Origin of the sequence: Bacteroides caecigallinarum (genome assembly GCF_021530995.1) — a bacterium.
GTDB classification, from domain to species: domain Bacteria; phylum Bacteroidota; class Bacteroidia; order Bacteroidales; family Bacteroidaceae; genus Phocaeicola; species Phocaeicola faecigallinarum.
Map to the genome: position 1 here is coordinate 1 of NZ_JADYTF010000351.1, position 255 is coordinate 255.

Annotated in this window: 1 rRNA gene; it reads left to right on the forward strand. The window is 48.6% G+C overall.

Annotated elements, in window-relative coordinates:
- Positions 1-255: ribosomal RNA gene (locus I6E24_RS16990) — 23S ribosomal RNA — on the forward strand; the annotation flags it as partial.

A 255-nucleotide genomic window follows, 5' to 3' on the forward strand; every position in this document is an offset into this window, starting at 1 on the left:
TGGGTGAATCACGGTTAAGGAACTAGGCAAATTGACCCTGTAACTTCGGAATAAAGGGTCCCTCCTCGCAAGAGAGGGCGCAGAGAATAGGTCCAGGCAACTGTTTAACAAAAACACAGGGCTGTGCCAATATGAAAGTAGATGTATACAGCCTGACACCTGCCCGGTGCTGGAAGGTTAAGAGGAGATGTCATCTTTGGGAGAAGCATTGAATTGAAGCCCCAGTAAACGGCGGCCGTAACTATAACGGTCCTA